The sequence below is a fragment of the Roseateles sp. FW305-36 genome, from assembly GCF_058787015.1.
In genome coordinates this window covers 1-18,269 of record NZ_JBYSZK010000027.1, presented here as the reverse complement: position 1 = coordinate 18,269, position 18,269 = coordinate 1, and the positions used below count along the sequence as shown (strand labels likewise).

The window sequence follows — 18,269 nt, the reverse complement described above, 5'->3', positions numbered from 1 at the left end:
CGATCAGGAGACAGCCATGCCCGAAAGCCATTACCGCATCTGCCCGCTCTGCGAGGCCTGCTGCGGCCTGGAGGTGAAGACCGAGGGCCCCAAGGTCATCGCCATCCGCGGCGCCGACAACGACGTCTTCAGCCATGGCTATCTCTGCCCCAAGGGCGTCAGCCTCAAGGACCTGCACGAAGACCCCGACCGCCTGCGCACGCCGCTGATCAAGCGCGACGGCCGCTTCATCGAAGCGAGCTGGGACGAGGCCTTTGCCGAGATCGAGAAGCGCCTGCTGCCGATCTGGCGCGACAAGGGACCGGACTCGGTAGCCCTGACCATCGGCAACCCGGCCGCGCACAAGGTCAGCCTGCTGGCCTACACGCCGCGCCTGGTGCGGGCCCTGGGCACCCGCAACGCCTTCAGCGCCTCCACGCTGGACCAGATGCCCAAGCAGCTCAGCGCCGGCCTGATGTTCGGCCACTGGCTGAGCATCCCCCTGCCCGACATCGAGCGCTGCGACTACCTGCTCATCCTCGGCGGCAACCCGATGATCAGCAACGGCAGCCTGTGGACGGTGCCCGACTACCGCGGCAAGGCCAAGGCCCTGCGCGCCCGCGGCGGCCGCATCGTCGTCGTCGACCCGCGCCGCAGCGAAACGGCCGCGGCGGCCGACGAGCACCTGGCCATCCGCCCGGGTGGCGACGCCCTGCTGCTGGCCGGCATCGCCCACACGCTGTTCGCCGAGAACCTCGTCAAGCTGGGCCGGCTCGCCGACCACGTCAACGGCCTGGACGAAGCCCGCGCCGCCGTCGCGCCCTTCGCGCCCGAGGTCACCGCCGCCGGCTGCAGCATCCCGGCCGAAACCCAGCGCCGCATCGCCCGCGAACTGGCCGCCGCGCCGCACGCCGCCGTCTACGGCCGCATCGGCACCTGCACGACGCGCTTCGGCACCGTCAACTCCTGGCTGGTCGACCTCATCAATGTGCTGACCGGCAACCTCGACCGCGAAGGCGGCGCGATGTTCGCCAAGGCCGCCGCCTTCGCGCCCAACACCCAGGGCAAGCCCGGCAGCGGAAAAGGCATCACGACCGGGCGGCGCAAGAGCCGTGTGTCCGGCGCGCCCGAGGTCTTCGGCGAACTGCCCATCACCGTGATGGCCGAGGAGATGGAGACCGCTGGCGAGGGCCAGATCAAGGCCCTGATCAGCATCGCCAGCAACCCCGTGCTGTCGGCCCCCGGCGGCCCGCGCATCGCCCAGGCACTCGAAGGCCTGGACTTCATGCTCAGCATGGACATCTACGTCAACGAGACCAGCCGCCACGCCGACGTCATCCTGCCGGGTCTGTCGCCACTGGAAGACCTGCACTACGACGTCGCCTTCCCGCAGCTCAGCCACCGCAACCATGCGCGCTTTTCGGGCCCGGTCTTCGACGCGCCCGCCGGCACGCCGCAGGAGTGGCAGACCATCCTGCGCCTGTGCGCTCTGCTCGAAGGCCGGGGCCTGGGCGTGGATGTGGGCCAGCTCGACGACGAGGCCATCGAATCCGATGTGCGCCGCTTTGCCGGTGACCAGACGCCGGCGGTGATGGCGGCCCTCAAGCCCTGGCGCGGCCCCGAGCGCCTCATCGACCTGCAGCTGCGCGTCGGCCCCTACGGCGACCAGTTCGGCCGCAAGCCCGACGGCATCAACCTGGCCAAGGTGAAGGCCGCCAGCACCGTCGAAGGCGGCGGCGTCGACCTCGGTGCGCTGCAGCCGCGCATCCCCGAGGTGCTGCGCACGCCCAGCGGCAAGATCGAGCTGGCACCGCCCTCGGTGCTGGCCGATCTCGCCACGGTGAAGGCCGAACCGGCGCCCGAGTTCAGCCTCATCGGCCGTCGCGACACGCGCTCGGGCAACAGCTGGATGCACAACCTGCCCGTGCTGGCCAAGGGCCCGGACCGCTGCACCCTGCTCGTGAACCCCGGCGACGCGGATCGCCTGGGTCTGGCCGAATTCGCCAAGGTCAAGAGCGCGGTGGGCGAGCTGATCGCCCGCGTCGAGCGCAGCGCCGACATGAGCCCCGGCGTCGTCAGCCTGCCGCATGGCTGGGGACACGACCTCGACGGCGTGCAACTCGGCGTGGCGCGCGAGCGGCCCGGCGTCAACATGAATGCGCTGCTGGACGACGCGGCGCGCGACCCGCTCAGCGGCAATGCGGTGCTGTCGGGCGTGGCGGTGGAGATCGCGCCGGCGTGAGCTGGTTTTTGTGTCCCCTGTGACACAAAGCAACCACACGGCAGTAACTCACGAAACCCAGACTGGCGGCAGCAATAGCTCACGCCGCCCACCGAGGCAGAAGTCACGAGCCGCCCTCCGCGGCCCGTGCCAGCCGGAACCCCGGCGCCTAGACTGTCCCTGTTTCACAACCCTGAGGGCAAACCCGTCGAAAGGCGGGGACGCAAAGCCACCGGCCTACAGCACTTGCATCGCGCAAGCGCCACGGCAGCGGGGCCGCCAAGACCGGCAGGTCTTGATCGGCGTGGCCCTCTGCTTTTGTACGAGAACCTGGCCATGCGCAGTACCCGCCACCTCTCTTGGACTCTCAGCCTGCTGACCCTTGCGGTCCTGACCGCCTGCGGAGGCGGCGCTGATGACGGCGCCTCGGTCCAGAGCAGCGCAGCGGCCTCGGCCATCAGCCTCAGCGTCGATCTCGACGACGGCGTCGCCGCCAGTGCCGTCGCCCAACCCACTTTCCACACCGCCGCCGTCGACCTCGAAGAGCCCGACAACGGCGCCACGCCGCACCGCGCCCTGGCCCTGTCCAGCGTCGACACCAAGGGCCTGACGCGTGAGCGCCTGGACGAAGCCCGGCGCCCCCGCGCCCTTTCCGCCAGTGCCGGCGAGGCCGCGCCGATGGCCACGTCCACGGCGGTGACGACCTACACGCCGGCCCAGATCCGCGCTGCCTATGGCCAGCCGGCCCTGCCCGCCAGCACCACCGGCCTGACTTCGGCCCAGGCCGCCCAGCTCGGCGCCGGCCAGACCATCTACATCGTCAACGCCAAGCACAACCCCAATGTCGCCGCCGAACTGGCCGCCTTCAACGCCAAGTTCGGCCTGCCGACCTGCACCAACCGCACCCTGGCCGCCAGCGCCAGCCTGCCCCTGGCGGCGGCCTCCGCCAGCAGCTGCGAGCTGGTCGTCGCCTACAGCACGACCGCCGGCGCCCTGACCGCCACGGCGCCCGCCTACGACAGCGGCTGGGCCACCGAGATTGCGCTGGACGTGCAATGGGCCCATGCCACCGCGCCGCTGGCCCGCCTCGTCCTCATCGAAGCCCCGGATGCCGGCGTCGGCAGCCTGTCCAAGGCCGTCGCCCTGGCCAACAAGATGGGCACCGGTGTCGTGTCCATGAGCTTCGGCGCCGCCGAGGGCAGCTGGACGTCGAGCTACGACAGCGCCTTCACCGCCACCGGCATGAGCTATCTGGCCGCCACCGGCGACAACGGCGCGGCCGTGTCCTGGCCCTCGGTGTCCAGCCGCGTCGTCGCCGTCGGCGGCACCACGCTGAGCTACACCGGCGGCAGCCGCAGCGAAACGACCTGGACCGGCACCGGCGGCGGCACCAGCGCCTATGTGGCCCTGCCCAGCTACCAGAGCGGCACCATCGGCGGCTACGCCAAGCGCGCCGTCGCCGACGTCGCCTTCAACGCCGACCCCAATTCCGGCCAGTACGTGGCCACCATCGCCCAGGGCTCGACGACGACGCGCTGGGTCAGCGCCGGCGGCACCAGCCTGTCCACGCCGCAATGGGCCGGCCTGCTGGCCGTCGCCAACGCGATGCGCGTGGCGTCTTCCAAGACCCTGCTCGGCCAGCCTCACGCCGCCCTCTACCAGCAGATCGGCGCCGTGCCGGCGCAGTACGCCGCCGTCTTCAAGGACGTCTCCACCGGCAGCAACGGCACGTGCAGCAACTGCACGGCCAAGACGGGCTACGACACCCAGACCGGCTGGGGCACGCCCAATGTCAGCGCCCTGCTGACCAGCCTGAGCGGCGCCAGCGTCTCGCCCAGCTCGACCACCACGACCAGCCCCACGACGAGCAGCGGCCCTGCGCTGACGACGACCAGCCTGATCGGCACCGCCGGCAAGGCCCTGAACGCCACCATCGGCTACTCGGCGCCCGGCGCCAGCTCGCTGAACATCAGCATCACCGGCGCGGCGCCCGGCATGAACTTCTCTGCCGGCAGCAACGGCCTCAACGTGACCTGGGCCAGCCCGGTCGCCGGCCGCACCAATCTCGTCATCACCCTGAAGGACAACCTCGGCCAGACGACGACGGGCAATGTGGTGGTGACCATCAACAGCAACTGAATCCGGCCCTAGCATGCGGGCTCCTCATCCAGGAGCCCCCATGCGCCGTTTGCTGATCGCTTCCCTGCTCGCCGCCGCCTTCGCCGCGGCGAATGCCGACACCACCTCCGCCGGCCACAGCTACTCCCCACCCGAAGCCTTTGCCGCCAGCAGCACGGGCGCGGTGCTGAAGTTCACGGCTCCCGAGGGCGACGCCAGCGTCACCGTCGTCGACCTGGCCTCCGCCAAGGACGGCGCCGACGCCATCACCCAGGCCTGGGCCCAGGTCGATCCGGCCTTCAAGCGCACCCTGCGCCTGGCCACGCCGCGACCCAGCCGCAATGGCTGGGTGGACCAACTGGTCTACGACTACGAGACCTCCCCCAACGAGAAGCTGGCCCTGCAGGCCATCGCCCGCCGCAGCAGCGTCGGCGACGGCAAGGCCTGGGTCGTGCTGCTGTTGCAGGCCTCCGAGGGCACGCTGGAAAAGCGCGGCGCGCCCATCGGCAAGTTCTTCGCCAGCCTGCGGCCCAAGGGCTATGAGCGCGAGAGCTTTGCCGGCAAGACAGCCAAGCCGCTGACGCCCGAACGCGTGGAGCAGCTCAAGGCCTTCATCGCCGACGGCATGAAGCAGCTCGACGTGCCCGGCGTGGGCCTGAGCTTCATCAGCGACCGCCAGGTCGTCTGGGCCGGCGGCCTGGGCGTGCGCGAACAGGGCAAATCCGCCAAGGTCGACGGCGACACCCTCTTCATGGCCGCGAGCAACACCAAGGCCATGACGACGGCCCTGCTGGCCCGCGCCGTCGACGCCGGCAAGCTGCGCTGGGACGAGCCCGCCGCCGAGGCCTATCCCGGCTTCAAGCTGGCCGATCCCGAAGTGACCAAGACGGTGCAGATCCGCCACCTCGTCTGCGCCTGCACCGGCATGCCGCGCCAGGACCTGGAATGGCTGTTCGCCAGCGGCAAGGCGCCGGCCACCTCCACCTTCGACCAGCTCGGCGCGATGAAGCCGACGAGCAAGTTCGGCGAGGTCTTCCAGTACAGCAACCTGATGGTGGGCGCCGGTGGCTATGTCGCGGCCAACGCGCTGAGGCCCGGCAAGGAGATCGGGGCAGCCTATGACGCCGCCATGCAGGAGCTGCTGTTCGGGCCCCTCGGCATGAAGAGCACCACCTTCGACTACGCCAAGGTGCTGCGCGGCAACCACGCCATGCCGCACGGCGACGCGCTGGACGGCAGCACCCGCCGCGCCAGCATGGACCTGAACTACACCATCATCCCGGCCCGCCCCGCCGGCGCCGTGTGGACGACGCCGAACGACTTCAGCCGCTGGGTGCTGATGGAGCTGAACAAGGGCAAGACACCCGAGGGCCAGCCGCTGATCGGCGAGGCCAACTGGGCCGAGCGCTACAAGCCCCAGGTCATGGTCGGCGAGGACGTCACCTACGGCATGGGCCTCATCGTCGACAAGCAGTACGGCATCACCGTCGCCTCGCATGGCGGGGACATGCTGGGCTTCCACTCCAACATGATCTGGCTGCCGGAGTACGGCATCGGCGTGACCATCCTGACCAACTCCGACGCCGGCGTGCTGCTGCGCGGGCCGCTGCAGCGCAAGCTGCTGGAGGTGGTGTTCGACGGCCGCCCCGAGGCCGACGACCGCCTCAAGGTCTCCATCGCCAACCGCAAGGCCGAGGCCGCCAAGCTGCGCGAGCTGCTGACCCTGCCCGTCCCGGCCGACGCCATCAAGCCGCTGGCCGCCGACTACGTGAGCCCCGACCTGGGCCACATCAAGGTCAGCAGGAAGGGCGCCCAGTTGCGCTTCCAGTTCGACCACTGGAACAGCGAGGTCGCGCTGCGCAAGAACGAGGACGGCACCCAGAGCTACATGACCATCGACCCGGGCATCGGCGGCATCGAGTTCGTGCGCGACGACAAGGCCGCCCAGCCGACGCTGATCCTGCGCGACGCGCAGCACGAGTACCGCTTCGTGGCCGCTAAGGCCAGCTGACCCGGGCGACCAAGCCGCCGCCCTCGCGCGGCAGCAGCCTCAGCTGCGCGCCCTCGGCGCGCGCGATGCGGTCGACGATGGCAAGACCCAGGCCCGAGCCCGGCTTGCCGCCACGCGCCGCATCGCCGCGCTGGAAGGGGCGCTTCAGTTCGTCGACCCGGCCCGGCGCAATGCCGGGGCCGCGGTCGCGCACCTCGATCCAGGCCGAGCCGGCGTCTTCACCGCATGCCAGCTCGATGGGCGGTGCGCCGTGGTTCTGGGCATTGACGATGAGATTGAGCACGAGGCGGCGCAGGGCCTGCGGCCGGGCGCGGCGCTTCACGGCGGGGCCGTCGACCAGCAGCGGATGCGGCAGGCCGGGCGCGAGAACCACTGTCTCTGCCAGGAACTCGCGCAGCTGGATGTCCACGGCCGGCAGTTCCTGCTCGGCCGGATGGGCGGCGCGGGCGTAGTCGAGGAACTGGGTCAGCAGGCCATCGAGGCCGTGCAGGCTGCGGTCCAGCGTGTCGAGCAGCTCGGGGTCGCCCTGGCCAGCGTCGCGCAACAGCTCGCTGGCCAGGCGAATCTTGGCCAGCGGCGTGCGCAGGTCGTGCGACAGGCCGGCCAGCATCAGGAGGCGCTCCTCCTCGTCGCGTGCCAGGGCCTCGGCCATGTCGTTGAAGCCGCGTGCCAGGGCCGCCGTCTCGGCCGGCCCGTCGGTAGGCAGCAGCAGGCGACGCTGACCGGCGCCGACGGCCTTGGCCGCTTCGACGAGACGCTGCAGCGGGCGGTTGATGCGGCGCTGGATCAGCCAGGCGCCCAGCAGGGCCAGCACGCCGCTGACGCCGCTGGCGATCAGCCAGGTGCGCGCGAAGCGATGGGCCGGCTGCACCGACGGCACGGCCAGCCAGAAGGGCACGTCGGGCAGGCGCACCGCGATCAGGCCGTTGGCTTCGCGCCGCCAGTCCAGGCCTCCGGGCAGCATGCCGAGCTGCTCGTTCAATTCGGCAAGATAGGCGCGCTCCATCAACGAGATGCGTTCGGGCGGCCCTTCCATCAGGCCCGAGCCGGCCCGCGCATTGAAGCGGGCGACGAAGCCGGCGCGCTGGTCTTCGGGCAGCAGGCTGAGGCCTTCGACCACCGCCTGCAGGCTGCGCGCAGCGGCCTCGGCCGACTGGTGCAGGCGCGGCTTGGCGACCAGCTCGCGATAGACGACGGCATTGACGAGCTGGCCGACGACGATGAGGCAGACCATCAGCCACAGATTGCGGCCGAACAGGGTGGAGAGGCCGAGCTTCATCGCGTACTACCCGTCGGATGGGGCTCCGGAATGAAGACATAGCCCAGGCCCCACACCGTCTGGATGTGGCGCGGCGTGGCGGGGTCAGGCTCGACCAGGCGGCGCAGCCGCATGATCTGCACGTCCAGGCTGCGGTCGCTGACGCCATGCGCTTCGCCATGGGCCAGCACCAGCAACTTCTCGCGCCCCAGCGGCCGGTTGGGCTGGCTGGCCAGGGCCCGCAGCAGATTCAGCTCGACGGTGCTGATGTCGACCGCCACGCCATCGCGCTCCAGGCGGCGCTGGGTCGGGTAGAGGATGAAGTCGCCGAAGCGCACCGCCTCCTCGCTGGCCGGGCCGAGGTGGGCACCAAGCTGCTGCTGGCGACGCACCATGGCCTGGATGCGCGCCAGCAGCTCGCGCGGCGCGAAGGGCTTGGCGAGGTAGTCGTCGGCGCCCATCTCCAGGCCCAGCACGCGGTCGACCAGCTCGCCGCGCGCCGTCAGCATCAGGATGGGGATGGTCTCGCCCTGGCCGCGCAAGCGCCGGCACAGGCTCAGGCCGTCTTCGCCGGGCATCATCAGGTCCAGCACCAGCACGTCGAAGCGCTCGCGCGCCAGCAGCTGTGCCGCTGCGGCCGCATCCGGCACGGCGCGCACGGTGTGGCCCTGCTCGGTCAGGTAGCGCTGCAGCAGGCCGCGCAGTTCGGCCTCGTCGTCGGCGATCAGGATGCGACTCATGCCCGGATGTTAGGGACGTGCCCGCCACCAACCTTGCCGGAAAACAATGACAAATCCTTGCAAGCCGGCACCGGCCGTCAGACTCCGCAAGCACTGCAACCCGCCCGGCAACCTTTGAAAGCCCGCCGCTGGGCAGCATGGCTTCACCCCAACACCGGAGTTTCACCATGCACCGAATCGCCCTCGCCACGCTGCTCGCCGCGCCCCTGCTGGCCCATGCCGCCGACCCCACGCCGCTGCAGCGCGCCGGCGCCGCAAGGCTGACGGCCGAGAAGTCCGCCGCCTGCGTGGCGGCCCAGCCCTTCTACTGGGAGATCGGCAACGCCACCCAGCCGCTGGCCGGCGGCAAGGCGGGCGAGAACGGCCCGGAGCGCAGCACCGAGATGGCGATCGCGTCGGCGTCGAAATGGATCTACGGCGCTTTCGTCGCCGAGCGCCGCCAGGGCCAGCTGACGAGCGAGGACGTCAAGTTCCTGCACTTCCAGTCCGGCTATACCTACTTCCACGTCTGCCGCCCCAACCAGAGCGTGGCGGCCTGCCAGGAAGCCCTGATCAACGGCCGCGGCCGCCAGAACCCGGCGACCGAAGGACGCTTCGACTACAACGGCGGCCATATGCAGAAGCATGCCGTCATGATGGGCCTGGGCTCGCTGGGCCCGGACGGCATGGCGCTGGCCGTGCGCCAGACGCTGGCACCGGCCCTGGGCAGTGATTGGCGCTTCGACTACAGCCAGGCCCAGCCCGCCGGCGGCGGCAAGACCTCGGCGGCCGACTACAGCCGCTTCCTGCGCGCCCTGCTCGACGACAAGCTGCAGCTTGGCCATCTGCTGGGCACGCAGGCCGTCTGCACCAACCCGCAGAGCTGCCCGACGCAGGCCGTGAAGACGCCCATCCCCGAAACCGAGAGCTGGCACTACAGCATCGGTCACTGGGTGGAGGACGACCCGCAGGTCGGCGACGGCGCCTTCAGCAGCCCCGGCGCCTTCGGCTTCTATCCGTGGATCAGCGCCGACAAGCGCTTCTACGGCATGGTCGCGCGCGAACAGCGCCACGGCATCATGAGCGGCGACCCGAGCGACAAGCCGGCGGTGGCTTCGGTGGATTGCGGGCGCGAGATCCGCGCCGCATGGATGGATGGACAGGCACGCCGCTGAGTTGGAGCCCCTCGTCCAAGGGGAACCTTGGCCGGTCCCCCGAGGGGACGGCGATGCTTGCCGGCTCGACCGGCAAGCACATCGCCAGGGCGGGCCGGCTCGGGAGCGGCCCAGCGCTCGGCCCGCAGATTCATTTGACGCGATCGGTCTCCAGCGCGACGCGGTCGACACTGCCGTCGATGTTGCGGTACAGGCGCAGGCGGCGCATGCCGTCGGCGCTGACCAGCAGCTCGGCGCTCTTGGCCTGCCAGCTCTCGAGCGGTGCCTCGTCGAGGCCGACGCCCAGATGGCGCACGCCGACGACGACGCGCAGCGTGCGGCCGTCTTCCAGCACGTATTCGCCCTGGGCTTCGCGCAGCACGGTACGGCCGACGGCGGCGGGCACGGTGGGTTCCTGGGCACTCGCGGGCGCGGTCAGCGTCAGGGTTGCGAGCAGAGCGGCCGAGAGGGTGAGCGGTCGCAGATTCGTCCAGGTCTTCATGGTGAGGTACTCCTTAGGTTCCCCGAGGCCAGTCGCCTCGGCGATCTCTCTTGTGCAAACGCCGTGCCAGGTTGGGAGCGCAAACAACTTCACGATTCCAACGGGTTTCAATCCGGGTTCGCCCCAGGTCTGGGCCTCCACGCCCCGCATCGCGACACCGTGCATCGCGATGGCGCGGCGCTTGACCCTCACGTGACGTGAGGCTTCATGATCCGGCCCGTCACAAGAACGAGACCGGACATGGACTACACGGTGGGAGAGCTGGCCAAGCGTGCCGGCCTCACGGTGCGCACCCTGCACCACTATGAGGAACTCGGCCTGCTGCGCCCCTCGGGCCGCAGCGAGGCCGGCTATCGCCGCTACGGCGAGGCCGACGTGCTGCGCCTGCACCGCGTGCTGGCCCTGCGCGATGCCGGCCTGTCGCTGAAGGAGATCGCCCCGCTGCTGGACGGCGAGGCGCCCCAGCCGCTGGCGGCCGTGCTGCAGGCCCAGATCGAGCAGATCGAGGCCCAGATCCAGACCCAGGAGAGCCTGCTGCTGACGCTGCGCAATGCCGCCAAGCGGCTGGAGCTGCGCGGCGACGGCGGCGACGCGGTGCAGGTGCTGCTGGACGCCATGGCCATCCGCCGCGTGCACGAGCGCTGGTTCAGCCCCGAGCAGCTGCGCGCCATGCGCCAGCAGTGGGAGGCCATTCCCGAGGCCGCGCGCGACGCCGTCGAACTCGAATGGCCGCGCCTGATCGCCGAGGCCCGCGCGGCCATGGACGCGGGCCAGGACCCGGGCTCGCCGGCAGTCCAGGCCCTGGTGAGGCGCTGGCTGGTGCTGCAGCGACAGTTCCTGGAAGTCGCGCCCGGCATGAAGGACACCATGCAGCGCATGTATGCCGCCGAGCCCGAGCTGGCCCGCCAGTCCGGCGTCAGCCCCGAATTGATCGCCTATCTGCGGCGCTCGAAAGAGACGCTGCCTGCCGAGGAGAAGTCATGAGCACCCCCGACCCGCGCCGCGAACTGTTTCGCAACGCCAACTTCCGCTGGATCATTGGCGGCGGCCTGCTGTCCATGCTGGGCGACCAGTTCACGCTGCTGGCCCTGCCCTGGCTGGTGATGACGCTGAGCCGCGACCCGCTGGTGCTGGGCACCGTGCTGGCCCTGGGCAGCCTGCCGCGCGCCATCTTCATCCTGGTCGGCGGTGCGCTGGTGGACCGCCATTCGCCCAAGCAGGTGCTGTGGCTGACCAAATGGATCAACGCCGCGCTGCTGGGCCTGCTGGCGGCGCTGACGGCCGGCGGCAGCATCACCCTGCCCGGGGTCTATGCGCTGACCCTGGCCATCGGCCTGGCCACCGCCTTCAGCTATCCCGCTGGCAGCGCCATCCTGCCCCAGGCCGTGCCGCCGGCGCTGATCCAGCCCGCCAACGGCGTGCTGATGGGCGCGCGCCAGCTGGTGCTGCTGCTCGGGCCGGTGCTGGCCGGCCTGCTCGTCACCTCGGGCAGCGACCCCGCCCTGGGCCACGGCGGCCTGGCCTGGGCCTTCGGCTTCGACGCGCTCAGCTTCGCCATCTCCGCCTTCACGCTGGCCCGCGTGCAGACCAGCGCGCCGCCGGCCAAGCCAGCGCAGGCGGTGTTCGCGGCGATTGCCGAGTCGCTGCGCGCCTGCTGGCAAGACCGCGAGCTGCGCGCCCTGTTCCTGTACTTCGCCGCCATCGCCTTCTTCGTCGGCGGGCCGCTGCAGGTCGCGCTGCCGGTGCTGGCCGCCGAGCGCCTGCCCGGCGGTGCCGCGGCCCTCGGCGTCATGCTGGCCGTGCACGGCCTGGGCGCACTGGCCGGCATGGCCGTGTCGGGCATGAAGCCGCACTGGCGGCTGTCGACGCTGGGCGGCACCGTGCTGCTCATCGACGGCATCGCCGCCGGCGTCTTCCTCGTCTTCGGCCATGTGCATGCGGCCTGGCAGGGTGCGCTGCTGTTGCTGCCCCTGGGCGCCCTGGGCGGCTTCGTGCAGGTGGCCGTCTACAGCTGGCTGCAAAAGCGCATCCCGCCGGCCATGCTGGGCCGCTCCATGGCCCTGTTCATGTTCATCGTCATGGGCCTGGCGCCGCTGGCCTCGGCCGCGGCGGGCGCGGCGCTGCGGGTGCTGGACGTGACCGAGCTGTTCACGGCCGCCGCGCTGTGCCTGCTGGTGGTCGTCGCCGTCGGCGCGCTGTTCACGCCGATGCGGCGCATCGCCTACCTGGAGGTGGCGGGCTGAACGCTGCACCGCCACGCCCTCAGGTCCGCTTCTCGCGCGCACGCTGGCTGCCCGCCTTGTGGATGGCCTTCCACTTGCCGCGCAGCTCGATGCGCTCCAGCGCCGTCAGGTCGCCCCGCTGCGCATCGCGCATCAGCTTCTTGTAGTTCTCGAGCCGGTCCGCGTCGACGTGGGCGCGCACCGCGCAGCCGGGCTCGGCCTCGTGGCGGCAGTCGCGAAACCGGCATTGCCGGGCGAGCGACTGCACGTCCTCGAAGGCTGCGGCCAGGGTCTGCGCATCCGCATCGGGCCGGAAGGTGCGCAGGCCCGGCGTGTCGATGATGCAGCCGCCGTTCGGGCAGCGGTGCATGGATCGCGCCGTCGTCGTGTGGCGGCCGCGGCCGTCGCTGCTGCGCGCCGCCCCCGTCAACTGGCCGGCGTTGGCCAGGGTGTTGATGAGGGTGGACTTGCCGGCCCCCGAGGAGCCCAGCAGCACCAGGGTCTGGCCGGCATGCAGCCAGGGGCCGATGTCGGCGCAGGTCTGGCGTGACAGCGCGTTGACCGGCAGCACAGGCACGGTGGCCGGCAGGCGGGCGTACATCTCGGCGATGCGTGCCTGCGCGTCGGGCGCGATGTCGCGCTTGGTCAGCACGACGACGGGCGCCACGTCGCAGGCCCTCACCATGGCGATATAGCGCTCCATGCGGCGGGAGTTGAAGTCCGCGTCCAGCCCCATCACCAGCAACGCCGCATCGACATTGCTGGCCAGCGACTGGCGGCGGCCGTCGTTGGCACGGCGGGCGATCTGCGTGAGGGGTTCGACGCGATCGACGACCCAGGCCTGGCCGTGGGCGTCGACGTGCATGCCGACCCAGTCGCCTATCGTCAGCAGCTGGGCCGTGGCCTGGAGTTGCTGCAGCAGCCGCGGCAGGGCACGCGCCTGCACTTCGTTGCGGCCATCGTGCAGGGTGCAGCGGTCACGCTGGGTTTCGGTGACCCGCGCCAGGCGCAGGCCGGCTTCGGGGGCTTCGAGCTGCAGGGCGCGGCTCGTGATGGCGGGTGTGAGCGCCAAGGCCTGCAAGGCCTCGAAATCGATCTCGATCATGGGAGTCCATTGATGTGGGGCTTCGTTCGCGCGTGCGCGAACCGGTCCGCACGCGAGGGCGTGCGGCGCAACAGGGTGGGAAGCCGGCCGCGGCGTGCGCGGCGATCAATGGACCCGCAGGGGATGCGGGGTCAGGGGCGCCAGGCGCTCCAGCAGCCGGACAGGAGGGCGACACGATCTGCTTGTTCCATGGCTGTCTCCTTCGGCTGGGCGGGTGAATGAAGGCCGCAAGTCTGCCAGCGGCCCTCGGGCGGCGTCAATGCTAGACCGGCTGGCGGAAGCGCTGGCCCTTGAAGCGCAACACCAGCTCGCGCGGACCGATGCGCTCCAGCACCAGGTCGGCGCCCAGCCTGGCGCCTTCGCGCATCACCTCGCCATTGACCATGACGAAGCGGCTGGCCGGGTCGTCGGAATAGACCGAGCCGCTGATGACCAGCTTGGGCAGCTCGCGGCGCGTGCTCTCGGGCAGCTCGGACAGGCGCGGGATGGGGGCCTCGGCTGCGGGCGCGGGAGCGGGTGCTGGCGGCGGTGCTGCGGGGGCCTGAGCAACCACCACGGCGCCCGGCGGCGGTTCGGGCGCCAGATAGGGCGAGCCCGAGGCGGCGGGCTGAGGTGGCGGCGCACTGACGACGGCAGCCCCCGAGGGCACAGCCGCACTTGCCGCGGCCGGCTGGGGGGATTGCGCAGGCAGAGCCGCCGGCTGGACCGCTTCGTGCCTGCCCGGCCACCACCAGATGAACGCGCAAAAACCGATACCCACCAGCAGCTCACCGGCTATGTAGAGCGGCCAGCGGCGGCGGCCAGGAGGTGTCGATTCGCCGCCGGACGGCGGCAGGGTATGCAGGCCCGGCACCTGGCCGCGCTCGCGTTCGCGATCGGCTTCGGCCCGGCGCAGGGCATCGAGGATGTAGGACATGGCGTGCTCGCTCGATTCCGGGGTTAGCGGGCCGCATCCAGGCGCGGCTCGGCCACGCCGGCGGCCCGGTTGATCTGCATCAGCGTGATGGGGCCGACGCGGCCGTCGGGCTGCAGGCCCTGGCTGGCCTGGAAGGCCTGGACCTGGGCGGTGAGTTCCGCCCCGCCGGACGCGACCGACGCCGCGCCCTCCGGCAAATGGGCCAGCTGAGTGGCCAGCCAGTCGCGCAGCGGCGCGGCGTTCTCGGCCCGGTTGGCATAGCCCGGCGGCACGCGCCAGAAGGTGGTGAATTCACCACGCCAGGCCGCGGCCAGTTCCGTCAGCGCGACCCGGCGCGGCTTGCCGTCCACCAGCACCGTGGCCTGCTGCCCGTCCAGTCCGACGAGGGCGGCCAGGGCCGGCGACCGGCCGGGGCGCTGCAGGCTCAGCAGCACGGGGCGATCGATGAGGCGGATCAGCGACAGGCTGCCGCTGCCGCTGCGATAGCACTGCAGGCCGCGCTGCGCGGCCGTGGCGCAGGGATCGGCCTGGGCCGGCAGCGGCAGGCCCCAACGTTCGGCCAGCCCCGCCCAGGCGTCGGCATCCTTGGACGCCCAATCGGCCAGGCGCAGCGGCTCGGGCGGCGGCTCGACGCTGCTGGCGGCAGAAGCCGGTTTGGACGCCGCACTCGCGGCCGGCGCCGCGGCCGATGCGGCAGACGCAGGCGCAGACGCCGCCGCGGCGACGGCCCGGCCGTCACGCGCCGCCTTGGACTGCTGCTGCAGCCCCCAGGTCAGGCCCGCGCCGGCCAGCGCCGCGGCCAGCACCAGCAAGCCCATGCCGGTGGCGTCCGGCCTGCGCTTGCGCTTGCGCCGCGGTGCGGTGAACTGGGCGTCGAAGACCTCGGCGGCGGCCTGGCGCACGATGGCCGGCGTGACCAGGGCCTGGCCGCCGGCATAGCCGCCCAGCAGCGCCCGGTCGCAGAGCAGGTTGATGCGGCGCGGCACGCCGCGCGTGAGCTGGTGGATGAGGCGCAGCGCGGCGCGATCGAAGGGCAAGGCACCGGTGAGGCCGGCCACGGTCAGGCGATGGCGGATGTACTGGGCCGTCTCGGCCTCGGCCAGGGCGCCGAGATGGAAACGCGCGATGACGCGCTGGGCCAGTTGTTCCAGCTCGGGCCGTGCCAGCATGTCGCGCAGCTCGGGCTGGCCGATCAGCACCACCTGCAGCAGCTTGCGCTCCGACGTCTCCAGGTTGGTCAGCAGGCGCAACTGCTCCAGCACGCCGGCCGACAGGTTCTGGGCCTCGTCGATGATGAGGACGTTGTTGCGGCCCGCCGCGTGCTGGGCCAGCAGGAAGGCGTTCAGCGGGTCGACGAAGTCCTTCACCGTCTGCGCGCCGGCCGGCACGGCCACATGGAACTCGTCGCAGATGGCTTCCAGCAGCTCGGTGACGGTGAGCCGGGGATTGAAGATATAGGCGACATTGCAGTTCGGCGGGATCTGCTCCAGGAAGCAGCGGCAGACGGTGGTCTTGCCGGCGCCGATCTCGCCGGTCAGCAGCACGAAGCCGCCGCCGCCGTCCAGGCCGTAGAGCAGATGCGCCAGCGCCTCGCGATGGCGCTCGCTCATGAAGAGGTAGTGCGGATCCGGCGCGATCGAGAACGGCGCTTGTTTCAAGCCGAAGAAGGGCGCGTACATGGGGCGGCAGGATAACGAGTCCACCGCCACGGCCGGCCGCGGCCCGGCCGGCGCCCCTCGGATCGGGGCTAGAGGCCTTTGGCCTGGATGGCCTTCCAGAGCCCCGACAGGGTGTCGATCGCGTGATCGCCGATCACCTGCCGCACGCCGCCCGTGGCGAGCTGCTGGCCGAGCCGGAAGTTGCGCTCCAGGCGCAGGAAGGCCGTCTCCTCGACGAAATCGCCGTTCCAGTCGACGAAGGACAGCACGCCCGCATGGGCATAGCTGTAGTCAGCGGCCAGGGCGACGACCTGCTCGAAGCCCGGCAGGCCGCGCAGCAGCGAGCGACCGGCGACGCTGGGCGGCAGATGCGGCACCACGTCGTCCTGGAACTCGTAGCGCACCACATCGGGCACCAGCCGGGCGTAGGAGGTGGCGAAGTCGTCGTTGCCCGGCATCGCGCCTTCGAAGGTGCGCACGACGATGCCGCTGCCCGAGATGGTGCTGGTCATGGCGAACCGCGCTGCGGCGAGGTGGGCCATCGCACCGCCCTTGCTGTGGCCGGTGACGTAGAGCTTCTTCACCGGCGACGCCTGCAGCTGGGCCAGCACCTCGGGGCCCAGGTCCGGCCAGAGACTGTCGAGGGCCCCGAGGAAACCGTGATGCACCAGGCCGGGCAGCTTGGCGCCGGCGTCGAGTTCGCATTCGAGGTCCTGCACCCAGTCGCGGATGGTCTGCAGCGGGTCGGGGTTGGTGTGCGGCGGCAGGGTGCCACGGAAGGCGACCACCACGCCGAAATCCGCCGTGCCCACCAGCACGCTGTTGATGCGGTCGATGCCGCGGGCAAAGGTCTTGCAGCCCTGCAGCTGCGCGATGGCCGCATAGGGGCTGGCCGCGGCGGGCAGGCCGTTCTCGTAGGCCATGTTGGATGCGGCAAGCAGACGAAGAATGACGGGCATGAGCGGGTCCTCCCAGCGCAGGCATTGAAGCACCGCCGGCACGCGCCATCATCGTCAGAGCTGATGAGGTCCGCAGCCGCTATAAAGCCCGCATGCTCAGCCTTTTCCGGGACCCCAGACGATGAGCGACGTGTTCCACGACCGACAGGCCCGCGGCTGGTCCAGGACGGGCTGGCTGCAGGCCCACTACACCTTTTCCTTCGGTACCTTCAACGATCCGACGCGCATGGGCTTTCGCGCCCTGCGCGTCATCAACGAGGACATCGTGGCCGGCGGCTCCGGCTTCTCTGAGCATGCCCACGACCACTTCGAGATCCTGAGCTTCATGCTGTCGGGCGAGCTCGAGCACCAGGATTCGGCCGGCCACCAGGGGCGGCTGCAGGCCGGCGACGTCCAGCTCATCAGCTCGGGCAGCGGCGTCAGGCATTCGGAGCGCAACCCGGCCACCGAGACGTCGACGCATCTGTTCCAGATCTGGCTGCATGGCAACGCCGACGCCCTGCCGCCGCGCTACCAGCTGCTGCCGGGCGCCCTGCTCGCCACCGACGGCCCGCGCCTGGTCGCCAGTCCCGTGGCGCAGCCCGGCGTGCTGCAGCTGCGCGCACCGGTCAGCATCTGGGCCGTCACCGGGCAACCCGGCGAGCGCTGCAGCCACGACATCCCCGACGGCCGCTATGGCTGGCTGCAGGTGCTGGAAGGCATCGTCCAGGTCGAGGTGGAGGGTGAGCCGCAGGCGCTGGAACTGCGCGGCGGCGACGGCCTGCAGCTGTCGACGGTCAGGCAGGTGGACGTGACGCCCAGCACCGAGGCGCGGTGGATCTGGTTCGATCTGGCTTAGGCGGTTTCAGGCTGGAAGCGGTTGTCTCTCTGCCAACCAGAGCAAGGTGCCAACCAGTCAAGCTCGCTTCGCTTTGCGATATGCATCCAACACGAAGGGCTCGGGAGCGCTGTATTTGTCGCATCCCCCCACCTTGCCCCCGAATGCAGTGATCAGCGCCTCTTCACCTACCGTGAACCTGACCACGTTGCAATATTCTGAGCTGGCTGGGACCTTCACCTCGGCACCTCTGGACGGCCCTTTGAATGACTCCATCACCAGCAAAGTGCCCTCCCCGCTGGATGAGACAGCGATGACCCGTGAATGGACGACAAACGTGGCTTCTCGAAGGAATCGCTGAGCCGATTCGGCCCGCAGCCTGGGCGAGAAGCACATGCAAGCTTCGGCTGATTGCGCGCCCAGTGCGACGACAGCTGTCAACGCAAGTATCCGTAGCATGACCGGGCTCCTGAAAATCAGCGTACCGCTCTCAGTGGCTAACACCGAGAGCGATGTGACTATAGACCTTCGATCCGACCCTGGTTGACCGCTTCCGCTGGAGGCTGTGTGAGAACGCATCGGATGTGTTGTTCACAACCGGATGACGCTCTTGATCCTGAGCGCTTGCTT

General features: G+C 70.6%; 14 protein-coding genes and 1 riboswitch. Of the genes, 7 read left to right on the top strand and 7 right to left on the bottom strand.

Features of this window, described 5'->3' with window-relative positions; translation table 11 throughout:
- Positions 1–16 precede the first annotated feature (16 nt).
- The 3 genes from AC3WOE_RS29730 to AC3WOE_RS29720 all read left to right on the top strand — a co-directional run bounded on the left by AC3WOE_RS29730 (position 17) and on the right by AC3WOE_RS29720 (position 6,329).
- Positions 17–2,221, top strand: a complete 2,205-nt coding sequence (locus AC3WOE_RS29730; RefSeq protein ID WP_492695994.1) for a molybdopterin-dependent oxidoreductase — start codon at positions 17–19, stop codon at positions 2,219–2,221.
- A 167-nt stretch (positions 2,222–2,388) separates the two neighbouring features.
- A riboswitch (cyclic di-GMP riboswitch) is annotated at positions 2,389–2,484 on the top strand.
- A 52-nt stretch (positions 2,485–2,536) separates the two neighbouring features.
- Complete coding sequence (locus AC3WOE_RS29725; protein ID WP_492695991.1) at positions 2,537–4,339, top strand: S53 family peptidase; 1,803 nt, start codon at positions 2,537–2,539, stop codon at positions 4,337–4,339.
- Positions 4,340–4,379: 40 nt separating this feature from the next.
- Entirely contained in the window at positions 4,380–6,329 is a 1,950-nt protein-coding gene (locus AC3WOE_RS29720) for a serine hydrolase domain-containing protein (protein ID WP_492695989.1), read from the top strand.
- Here the strand turns inward: AC3WOE_RS29720 and AC3WOE_RS29715 are convergent.
- Complete coding sequence (locus tag AC3WOE_RS29715; RefSeq protein ID WP_492695987.1) at positions 6,316–7,608, bottom strand: ATP-binding protein; 1,293 nt, start codon at positions 7,606–7,608, stop codon at positions 6,316–6,318. The two genes, AC3WOE_RS29720 and AC3WOE_RS29715, sit on opposite strands and share 14 nt — an antisense overlap.
- Positions 7,605–8,327, bottom strand: a complete 723-nt coding sequence (locus AC3WOE_RS29710; protein WP_492695986.1) for a response regulator — start codon at positions 8,325–8,327, stop codon at positions 7,605–7,607. The genes AC3WOE_RS29715 and AC3WOE_RS29710 overlap by 4 nt, the downstream gene beginning before the upstream one ends.
- A 167-nt stretch (positions 8,328–8,494) precedes the next feature.
- On the opposite strand from AC3WOE_RS29710, the gene AC3WOE_RS29705 reads away from it, so the two are divergent.
- Positions 8,495–9,481 carry a hypothetical protein gene (locus tag AC3WOE_RS29705; protein ID WP_492695984.1) on the top strand — a complete coding sequence of 329 codons (987 nt, stop codon included), beginning with the start codon at positions 8,495–8,497 and terminating at the stop codon, positions 9,479–9,481.
- A gap of 130 nt (positions 9,482–9,611) precedes the next feature.
- Here AC3WOE_RS29705 and AC3WOE_RS29700 read toward each other — a convergent pair whose 3' ends face one another.
- Entirely contained in the window at positions 9,612–9,962 is a 351-nt protein-coding gene (locus AC3WOE_RS29700; RefSeq protein ID WP_492695982.1) for a hypothetical protein, read from the bottom strand.
- Positions 9,963–10,202: 240 nt separating this feature from the next.
- Here AC3WOE_RS29700 and AC3WOE_RS29695 point away from each other — a divergent pair, with 240 nt between their 5' ends.
- Together AC3WOE_RS29695 and AC3WOE_RS29690 are read left to right on the top strand one after the other, a co-directional pair.
- Positions 10,203–10,946, top strand: a complete 744-nt coding sequence (locus tag AC3WOE_RS29695) for a MerR family transcriptional regulator (protein WP_492695979.1) — start codon at positions 10,203–10,205, stop codon at positions 10,944–10,946.
- A complete protein-coding gene (locus AC3WOE_RS29690; protein ID WP_492695977.1) occupies positions 10,943–12,205 on the top strand; it encodes an MFS transporter in 1,263 nt (420 codons plus the stop codon). The genes AC3WOE_RS29695 and AC3WOE_RS29690 overlap by 4 nt, the downstream gene beginning before the upstream one ends.
- 19 nt (positions 12,206–12,224) lie before the next feature.
- Here AC3WOE_RS29690 and rsgA read toward each other — a convergent pair whose 3' ends face one another.
- The 4 genes from rsgA to AC3WOE_RS29670 form a co-directional block, all read right to left on the bottom strand.
- Complete coding sequence (gene rsgA / locus AC3WOE_RS29685) at positions 12,225–13,289, bottom strand: ribosome small subunit-dependent GTPase A (protein ID WP_492695975.1); 1,065 nt, start codon at positions 13,287–13,289, stop codon at positions 12,225–12,227.
- Between the two features lie 262 nt (positions 13,290–13,551).
- On the bottom strand, positions 13,552–14,205 hold the full coding sequence (locus AC3WOE_RS29680; protein WP_492695973.1) for a general secretion pathway protein GspB: 654 nt from the start codon (positions 14,203–14,205) through the stop codon (positions 13,552–13,554).
- 23 nt (positions 14,206–14,228) lie between these two features.
- Complete coding sequence (locus tag AC3WOE_RS29675; protein ID WP_492695970.1) at positions 14,229–15,884, bottom strand: ExeA family protein; 1,656 nt, start codon at positions 15,882–15,884, stop codon at positions 14,229–14,231.
- 68 nt (positions 15,885–15,952) lie between these two features.
- Positions 15,953–16,822 (bottom strand): lipase family protein, encoded by an 870-nt coding sequence (locus AC3WOE_RS29670; protein ID WP_492695969.1) that lies wholly within the window; start codon positions 16,820–16,822, stop codon positions 15,953–15,955.
- A gap of 121 nt (positions 16,823–16,943) precedes the next feature.
- Here AC3WOE_RS29670 and AC3WOE_RS29665 point away from each other — a divergent pair, with 121 nt between their 5' ends.
- On the top strand, positions 16,944–17,660 hold the full coding sequence (locus AC3WOE_RS29665) for a pirin family protein (RefSeq protein ID WP_492695967.1): 717 nt from the start codon (positions 16,944–16,946) through the stop codon (positions 17,658–17,660).
- Positions 17,661–18,269: the final 609 nt, after the last annotated feature.

Coding starts and splice junctions, on each gene's coding strand:
- AC3WOE_RS29730 (WP_492695994.1), top strand. CDS start 17: ATGCCCGAAAGCCATTACCGCATCTGCCCGCTCTGCGAGGCCTGCTGC.
- AC3WOE_RS29725 (WP_492695991.1), top strand. CDS start 2,537: ATGCGCAGTACCCGCCACCTCTCTTGGACTCTCAGCCTGCTGACCCTT.
- AC3WOE_RS29720 (WP_492695989.1), top strand. CDS start 4,380: ATGCGCCGTTTGCTGATCGCTTCCCTGCTCGCCGCCGCCTTCGCCGCG.
- AC3WOE_RS29715 (WP_492695987.1), bottom strand. CDS start 7,608: ATGAAGCTCGGCCTCTCCACCCTGTTCGGCCGCAATCTGTGGCTGATG.
- AC3WOE_RS29710 (WP_492695986.1), bottom strand. CDS start 8,327: ATGAGTCGCATCCTGATCGCCGACGACGAGGCCGAACTGCGCGGCCTG.
- AC3WOE_RS29705 (WP_492695984.1), top strand. CDS start 8,495: ATGCACCGAATCGCCCTCGCCACGCTGCTCGCCGCGCCCCTGCTGGCC.
- AC3WOE_RS29700 (WP_492695982.1), bottom strand. CDS start 9,962: ATGAAGACCTGGACGAATCTGCGACCGCTCACCCTCTCGGCCGCTCTG.
- AC3WOE_RS29695 (WP_492695979.1), top strand. CDS start 10,203: ATGGACTACACGGTGGGAGAGCTGGCCAAGCGTGCCGGCCTCACGGTG.
- AC3WOE_RS29690 (WP_492695977.1), top strand. CDS start 10,943: ATGAGCACCCCCGACCCGCGCCGCGAACTGTTTCGCAACGCCAACTTC.
- rsgA (WP_492695975.1), bottom strand. CDS start 13,289: ATGATCGAGATCGATTTCGAGGCCTTGCAGGCCTTGGCGCTCACACCC.
- AC3WOE_RS29680 (WP_492695973.1), bottom strand. CDS start 14,205: ATGTCCTACATCCTCGATGCCCTGCGCCGGGCCGAAGCCGATCGCGAA.
- AC3WOE_RS29675 (WP_492695970.1), bottom strand. CDS start 15,884: ATGTACGCGCCCTTCTTCGGCTTGAAACAAGCGCCGTTCTCGATCGCG.
- AC3WOE_RS29670 (WP_492695969.1), bottom strand. CDS start 16,822: ATGCCCGTCATTCTTCGTCTGCTTGCCGCATCCAACATGGCCTACGAG.
- AC3WOE_RS29665 (WP_492695967.1), top strand. CDS start 16,944: ATGAGCGACGTGTTCCACGACCGACAGGCCCGCGGCTGGTCCAGGACG.